Consider the following 6445-nt stretch of genomic DNA (forward strand, 5'->3'; position numbering starts at 1 on the left):
AACGTGGTCGCCCTCGCCCGGGCCCGGGAACAGGGCGCCACCGAGGCGCTGTTCGGCAACACCGTCGGGCAGCTCTGCGAGGGCACCGGTTCGAACGTCTTCGTGGTGATCGACGGCACCATCCACACCCCGCCGGTCTCCTCCGGCTGCCTCCCGGGCATCACCCGGGCCCTCGCGGTGGACTGGACGGGGGCCCGGGAGACCGAGCTGCCGATGGACGTCCTGGAGAGCGCCGACGAGATCTTCCTGACCTCCACCCTCCGCGACGTGCAGGGCGTGCACCGCGTCGACGGGCGCCCGCTCACCCCCGGGCCGGGTCCCGTGACCGCGAAGGCCATGCGGGTCTTCGACGAGCACGCCGCCCTGGACCGGGACCCGCGACTCGGCTGACCCGTCCGGCATCCGGGGCCGCCCCCCTGCGGCCGGTGCGGCAAAACCGGATGACGGACGGCCCCGGGATGGGTAGAACACGGGTGATGACCACCACCCTGCGGCCGGCCGAGCCGCTCCAGCAGACGCCCGAGGGCGGCCGTTCCCGGACGTACGACGTGTGTGTGAACAGTCGCCGCGTGGGCTCCGTCCGCCTCGGGACGGATCCCGGCTTCGGCGCCGCCGCGGGCGTGATCGCGGACCTCCGGATCGCCGAACCGGACCGGCGGCGCGGAAGAGGCACGGTGGCGGCGCTCGCCTCGGAGGAGGTGCTGCGCGGCTGGGGCTGCACGGAGGTGCTGATCTCGGTGCCCGCGGAGGCGGAGGCGGCGCGGCGGATGGCCCGCGCCCTCGGCTACACCGAGCGCAGCAGGAACATGCTCAAGGAGCTGCCACCCGGCGAGCCGCCGGAGCTCCCGGCGGGCGTGGAGGTGCGGGCGATGACCGGGGCCGAGTTCGAGGCGTGGTCGGCGCGGGCCAAGGAGGGCTTCGCGCGGAGCTGGATCGAGCGCGGCGTCCCGGAGGAGCAGGCCCGGGCGAAGGCCGAGGAGAGCCACCGCCGGCACCTGCCGCAGGGTCTGGCGACCCCGGGCGCGGCCGTGCACGTCGCCGTGCGGGACGGCCGCGACGTCGGCCTCCTGTGGACCGGCCGGATGGAGCGGACTCCTGGGGAGCGGCTGGGATTCGTGTACGAGGTGGAGGTCGCGGAGGAGCAGCGGGGCCGGGGATACGGCAGGGCGCTGATGCTGCTGGCCGAGCGCGTCGCGCGGGAGGCGGGGGAGACCCGGCTCGGACTGCACGTCTTCGCGGGCAACACCCCGGCGCTCCGGCTCTACGACTCGCTCGGCTACCGCACGACCCACGTCAACAGCGCCAAGACGCTCCTGTAGGACGGGGTCCGGGGACCCTCTCAGGCGGTGAGCAGCCGGTCGGCGACGGCCTCGATGCGGGCGCGCAGGCCCTCCTGGCTCCGGCCGCCGTCGAGACGCTCCCCGCCGATCACGTAGGTCGGCGTGCCGGTGACCTTGATCGCCTTGCCCTCGGCCTCGTCCGCGTCCACGGTGAGCAGGTGCCGGCCGTCGATCAGGGCGGTGTCGAACTCCTCCGCGTCCAGGCCCAGTTCCGCGGCCACCTCCAGGAGGACGGGCTCGCCCCGGTCGGCCAGGTCGGCGGTCCTGGCGAGCAGTGCCTCGGCGTACGGCCAGCCCTTGCCCTGCGCGGCGGCCTCCTCGGCGGCCTGGGCGGCGGCGTAGGCGTGCTTGTGCTTGGCCAGCGGGAAGTGCCGCAGCTGGACGTCGAGCCGGTCGCCGTACTTCTCGCGCAGGGCGCGGACGTCGCCGAGGGCCTGGAAGCAGTCGGGGCACTGGAGGTCGAACCAGGCCTCCAGGACGACGGGGGAGGGTGCGGTGGTGGTGTCGCTCATGGGAGCAGTCTTCCAGCCGTGCCCCGGACGCCCAACCGGGACCTGGGGAGGAGGACCCTGCCGGGGCGACCCGGAGATCTCCCTGAGACCGGTCCGCAGGCGTGGCCCGGACGGTGGGGCGCGGTGCAGGATGGAAGGGTCGGACCGTCCGGGACCTGGAGGATCGCATGCTCGCCGAGACCATTTGCTCCGCGGTGGCCGCCGCGGGCCTGGGCATTGCCGCGATCTCGGCCTACCGGAGGCGCTTTCTCACGGCGACCCGGATCGCGGCCTACGCGCTGGTGCCGCTGGGGCTGGTGATGACGGGCGCCGTCGAGTGGATCGCGGGTACGGCGTTCAGCCCGGTCGCCTGGGCGGGATTCGGCGTGCTGGGCTCGGCCTGGCTGCTGTTCCTGTCGGTCCGCGCGGTCGAGCGGCGCCGTGCCGCGCGGGGTGAGGTGGGAGGGGCGGCGGGCCGTCCGGCCGTCGCGCCGGGTGTCTCGGCACCGTCCGGATCGTCCCGTGGCGCGAGAGGAAAGCCCCAGGCGGGGCCCGCGCCCGGCGGTGACGACTTCAGCGACATCGAGGCGATTCTGAAGAAGCACGGAATCTGATCGTTTGTGCCCGTTCCCGTCTCCGTTGATCCACGGGATGGGGTGAACGCCCCCGGGCATGGGGCGTGTTGCGGGATTTTCCGGGCGCGCGGTGCGCGATCATCCCCCCGAGATGCCGGATACCTCGCGGAAGCCCGCCCCCACCGATGTCCCGTTCGACTCCCCGGCCGATCGGCCTGCCGAGATTCCCGAGGTCGCCGTCCTCGCGGTGGGCGGGAGCGGCGCGGAGTCCTCGGCGGAGGAGCCCCGGGGATGCCTCTTCGCGCTCTCGCAGCCGCCGCTGATGATCTTCCTCGGGGTGATCGGCGCCCTGCTGCTCGCGGCGGCCGTGCACGACCTCTTCGTCCTGTGACGGGCGGGACCGGCACTCAGCCGGCGGCCTCCTTGCGGCGCGCACGGTAGGCGGCCACGTGCAGCCGGTTGCCGCAGGTGCGGCTGTCGCAGTAGCGGCGGGAGCGGTTGCGGGAGAGGTCGACGAAGGCGCGGCCGCAGTCGGGTGCCTCGCAGCGCCGCAGGCGCTCCTGCTCGCCCGCCACCACGATGAAGGCCAGCGCCATGCCGCAGTCGGCGGCGAGATGGTCGGCCACCGAGGCGCCGGGCGCGAAGTAGTGCACGTGCCAGTCGTAGCCGTCGTGGTCCGTGAGCCGGGGCGTCGTGCCGGCGCCCGCCACGAGCTGGTTGATCAGCGGGGCCGCGATCCGGGCCTCCGGGGCGCTGAAGACCGCCGCGAACTTCTCCCGCACCGCACGCACGGCCCGCAGGTCGCCGGGGCCGAGCTCACCGACGTCGCTGATCTTGTGCGCCTCGACGAAGGCGCACAGCGCCGGGAGGTCCGCGAGCTCGTCCTCGCGGTCACCCTGCGGCGCGGTGTTCATCAGATCGACGACGGTGTCGAGGGCGATCCGGGTGTCGTGGGGGATCAGCACGATTCGCTCCCTGGCCGGACGCGGGCGGGCGCCCGCGGATTGGCGCTGACTCTAGCGCGCCCCGGACAGCACAGCGGCGCCCGTCACCGCGCCGGCTGCGCGGTGGGGGCGCCGGATGTCATGCCTGTGTGACCGCCCGCGCGGCGCCGTCTCCCCGAGTCGGACGGCGCCGTGCGGTTCTCGGCTGGCTCAGCTGTCGGCCAGGATGTGGGAGAGCTCGGTGTCGAGATCGAAGTGGCGGTGCTCCGTGCCGGGTGGCACGGCCGCGTCGGTCCGCTTGAGGAACGACTCCAGGGCCCGCGCCGGGGCCTCGAGCAGGGCTTCGCCCTCGGGGGAGCTGAGGGCGATGCAGACGACTCCCTGACCGTGGCTGCGGGACGGCCAGACCCGGACGTCGCCCGTGCCGGTGGGCCTGTGCAGCCCCTCGGCGAGAAGGTCGCGGGCGAAGACCCACTCGACCGTCTCCTCGGCTCCGGTGTGGAAGGTGGCGTGCACGGCATACGGATCGGCCGTGTCATACCGCAGGCCCGCCGGTACAGGCAGTGAGGACTCGCTCGACACAACGAGGCGCAGGTGCAGCTCGCAGCTGACCGTGGTGTTCATAAGCGCCAGGGCCTTTCGCTCAGTGTGCGCTCGGGGATTCGCACGTCGGCGAAATCGACATGCCACCTCAGGTGCCGTTGTAAACCCCTCTGTCGGTTTTGTGGGCGTTCAGGTAGCTCGTATGGGCGCGTGTAACTTTGGGTAATACGGCCTTTCCGGTCGGGGCCACCCGTCCGGTAAGTTGGGGCCATGAATGCGGAGAGTGACGAGCGCACCGGGGAATCCGCGGACGGCCAGGACGCCGAACTCGGATCCCGGGCACCGGAGTTCATCAAGTCCCGCCGGACCCTGCACCTGAGCTGGCAGGTCGGCGTCTTCGTCGTGGGACTCGCCGTGGTCGGCGCGGGCGTCGTGATGCTGCCCCTGCCCGGACCCGGCTGGTTGGTCATCTTCGGCGGCATGGCGATCTGGGCGACCGAGTTCGTCTGGGCCCAGCTGGTGCTGCGCTGGACCAAGCGGAAGGTGACCGAGGCCGCCCAGCGGGCCCTCGATCCCAAGGTCCGCCGCCGCAACCTGATCCTCACGACGGTCGGTCTGGTGATCGCCGGCGTACTCATCGGCCTGTACCTGTGGAAGTTCGGCCTCGTCATGCCGTGGAAGATCGACCAGTGACCCCCGGGTGGTGCGGGAGCCCCGCTGACATGGGGTAATGTTGGCGATGCGCCCGGGCGATTAGCTCAGTGGGAGAGCGCTTCGTTCACACCGAAGAGGTCACTGGTTCGAACCCAGTATCGCCCACCACCCGGACCGAAGGCCCGGAGACGACCACCGTCTCCGGGCCTTCGGCGTACCGGCCTCACCGCATCCGGGAGAACCGCTCCCGCAGCGTCCGCGCGTCCCGCAGCCGGTGCTCGTACGTGGCACCCACCGCCAGCAGCAGCAGGCCCGCGAGGGCCGGCGGCAGCCAGCGGGGCAGTGCGCCCACCACCTGCACCACGAACGGCGCCAGCTCGTGCAGCCCCACCAGGGCCAGCACCCCGCCGCCCAGGAGCAGGGGCGCCCGCAGCCGGAACCGCGCCCCCAGCAGCGTCACCCCGAGCGCCGCGACGCCCAGGACCAGCGGACGGACCCACGCGGGGTCGGTCCAGACCGCCACCACGCCGGGCAGGAAGGTCACCGCGAGCCCCGGCCCGTACGCGGTCCAGGACGAGGCCTCCGGGTCGCTCCGCCGCCGCAGCAGACCCACCACCAGCGCGGGCACCGTCACCGGCAGGGTGTACGCCTCCGGGGTCGTCACCTCCCAGGCCGCGAGCCGCACCCAGACCGCCGCCAGGGACAGTCCCGCCGCCGCCCACGAGGCGAAGCGGCGCCGCTCCGGGCGGAGGGCGGTGGCCAGGGCGATCACCCCGCCGAGGGCCAGCACCAGCGCCAGGTACGCCGGACGGGGGACCGCGAACCCCACCGCGAGCAGCCCCACGGCCGCCCCCGTCGCCTCCACCGCCAGGGCCACCGGACGGGCCTTCGCGCCCAGGGCGGCCGTCGCCGCCGGCACCAGCAGAAGGGCCAGGGCCGTGTGGTGGTGGCCCAGGCCGGCGGCGGCGGCCGTGGCGAGCACCAGGCCCGTCGCCGCGAGCACCGCGCCGACGGCGGCGGCCGTCCGCCGCGCGCCGGTGGCGAGCACCGCCACGCCCGTGAGGAGCGCCGACAGCAGTCCCAGCACCGTGAAGGTGGCACCCCGCGTGTCCAGGGCCAGGCCGAGCGCGCTCACCCCCGAGGCGCACCCGGCGGTGAAGCCGAGCCACCCGAGGACGGTCGCGGCCTCCTGGGCACCGTCCGGGGGGAGCCCCCTCGTCGCGGGCCCCGGCCGGGCGGCGAGCGCCAGGGCGGCCGCGGCCGTCACCAGCTGGACCGCGAGGGTTCCGGCGTGCGGGAGGCCGAACGCCACGGGCAGGGCGGTGAGCAGCGCCCAGCCGAGCGCGAGCGCGCCTCCCCGCGCCCAGAGCCTCGGCAGCGTGGCGAGGGCCGCCCCCACGAGGAGCAGGACCGCCACGGCGGTCGCCGGGTACGGCGCCAGGGCGCGCTCGGCGTGCCGCCCGGACCAGACACCCGTGGTTCTGGCCGACGGCTCCAGGAGCCCGGCGGCCGCGGGCGGAAGGGCCCACAGGACGCCGAGCGCCAGCACCAGGGCCCCGGCCCCGGCAAGACCCGCCCGTATCGCCCCGGACGGCCACCCGGCCCGCGAGGATTCCGTCCCGGCCTTCCCGGCAGCGGCGCCCGCGGCTCCGGAGCCCGCCGCACCCCTCTCCGTCGCAGCGGCGCCCGCACCGGCCCGCGTACCGACACCGGCCGGCGGCTGCTCCGGCTTGGCCGGGTGTCCGGTCGGCTCGGTCGGTCGTACGGCCGCCGCCCGAGCCCGCCCCGGATCGGCGCCGGCCACGTCCTCGCGATAGCGGGGGTCGATGATGTAGACGGTGACCTTGACGATGTCGGCGAGGCTGCTGCCGGCCTCCTCGAGGAGGCCGGCAGCAGCC

Annotated in this window: 9 protein-coding genes and 1 tRNA gene; 6 read left to right on the top strand and 4 right to left on the bottom strand. The window is 74.4% G+C overall.

Annotation, left to right across the window (positions count from 1 at the left end):
- Both RIF68_RS23145 and RIF68_RS23150 read left to right on the top strand, forming a co-directional pair.
- Nucleotides 1-390: aminotransferase class IV (locus RIF68_RS23145; protein WP_309053214.1), on the top strand; the 390-nt coding region annotated here is incomplete at its 5' end.
- An 86-nt stretch (nt 391-476) separates the two neighbouring features.
- Nucleotides 477-1319, top strand: a complete 843-nt coding sequence (locus RIF68_RS23150; protein WP_309053215.1) for a GNAT family N-acetyltransferase — start codon at nt 477-479, stop codon at nt 1317-1319.
- Nucleotides 1320-1339: 20 nt separating this feature from the next.
- Here the strand turns inward: RIF68_RS23150 and RIF68_RS23155 are convergent, their stop codons facing one another.
- Nucleotides 1340-1852 (bottom strand): DsbA family protein, encoded by a 513-nt coding sequence (locus RIF68_RS23155; RefSeq protein ID WP_309053216.1) that lies wholly within the window; start codon nt 1850-1852, stop codon nt 1340-1342.
- A gap of 167 nt (nt 1853-2019) precedes the next feature.
- Here RIF68_RS23155 and RIF68_RS23160 point away from each other — a divergent pair, with 167 nt between their 5' ends.
- The gene (locus RIF68_RS23160) at nt 2020-2445 is read left to right on the top strand and encodes a hypothetical protein (protein ID WP_309053217.1); all 426 of its coding nucleotides are present in this window, start codon (nt 2020-2022) and stop codon (nt 2443-2445) included.
- Nucleotides 2446-2557: 112 nt separating this feature from the next.
- The gene (locus tag RIF68_RS23165; RefSeq protein ID WP_309053221.1) at nt 2558-2797 is read left to right on the top strand and encodes a hypothetical protein; all 240 of its coding nucleotides are present in this window, start codon (nt 2558-2560) and stop codon (nt 2795-2797) included.
- Nucleotides 2798-2813: 16 nt separating this feature from the next.
- Here the strand turns inward: RIF68_RS23165 and RIF68_RS23170 are convergent, their stop codons facing one another.
- Nucleotides 2814-3371, bottom strand: coding sequence for a CGNR zinc finger domain-containing protein (locus RIF68_RS23170; protein WP_309053218.1), 558 nt, complete (start codon nt 3369-3371; stop codon nt 2814-2816).
- 189 nt (nt 3372-3560) lie between these two features.
- Entirely contained in the window at nt 3561-3974 is a 414-nt protein-coding gene (locus tag RIF68_RS23175; RefSeq protein WP_015032345.1) for an SsgA family sporulation/cell division regulator, read from the bottom strand.
- Between the two features lie 189 nt (nt 3975-4163).
- On the opposite strand from RIF68_RS23175, the gene RIF68_RS23180 reads away from it, so the two are divergent.
- Complete coding sequence (locus RIF68_RS23180) at nt 4164-4586, top strand: TIGR02611 family protein (RefSeq protein WP_309053219.1); 423 nt, start codon at nt 4164-4166, stop codon at nt 4584-4586.
- A 54-nt stretch (nt 4587-4640) separates the two neighbouring features.
- A tRNA-Val gene (locus RIF68_RS23185) sits at nt 4641-4715 on the top strand.
- Between the two features lie 55 nt (nt 4716-4770).
- On the opposite strand, the gene RIF68_RS23190 is transcribed toward RIF68_RS23185, so the two are convergent.
- On the bottom strand, nt 4771-6445 hold a 1675-nt coding region (locus RIF68_RS23190), incomplete at its 5' end, for a RidA family protein (RefSeq protein WP_309053220.1).

Source organism: Streptomyces sp. (assembly GCF_031178505.1).
In the GTDB taxonomy this organism is placed as follows: Bacteria; Actinomycetota; Actinomycetes; order Streptomycetales; family Streptomycetaceae; genus Streptomyces; species Streptomyces gulbargensis.

Bases quoted from the DNA above. Each gene is read 5' to 3' on its own strand.
- RIF68_RS23150 (WP_309053215.1), top strand. From the start codon at position 477: ATGACCACCACCCTGCGGCCGGCCGAGCCGCTCCAGCAGACGCCCGAG.
- RIF68_RS23155 (WP_309053216.1), bottom strand. From the start codon at position 1,852: ATGAGCGACACCACCACCGCACCCTCCCCCGTCGTCCTGGAGGCCTGG.
- RIF68_RS23160 (WP_309053217.1), top strand. From the start codon at position 2,020: ATGCTCGCCGAGACCATTTGCTCCGCGGTGGCCGCCGCGGGCCTGGGC.
- RIF68_RS23165 (WP_309053221.1), top strand. From the start codon at position 2,558: ATGCCGGATACCTCGCGGAAGCCCGCCCCCACCGATGTCCCGTTCGAC.
- RIF68_RS23175 (WP_015032345.1), bottom strand. From the start codon at position 3,974: ATGAACACCACGGTCAGCTGCGAGCTGCACCTGCGCCTCGTTGTGTCG.
- RIF68_RS23180 (WP_309053219.1), top strand. From the start codon at position 4,164: ATGAATGCGGAGAGTGACGAGCGCACCGGGGAATCCGCGGACGGCCAG.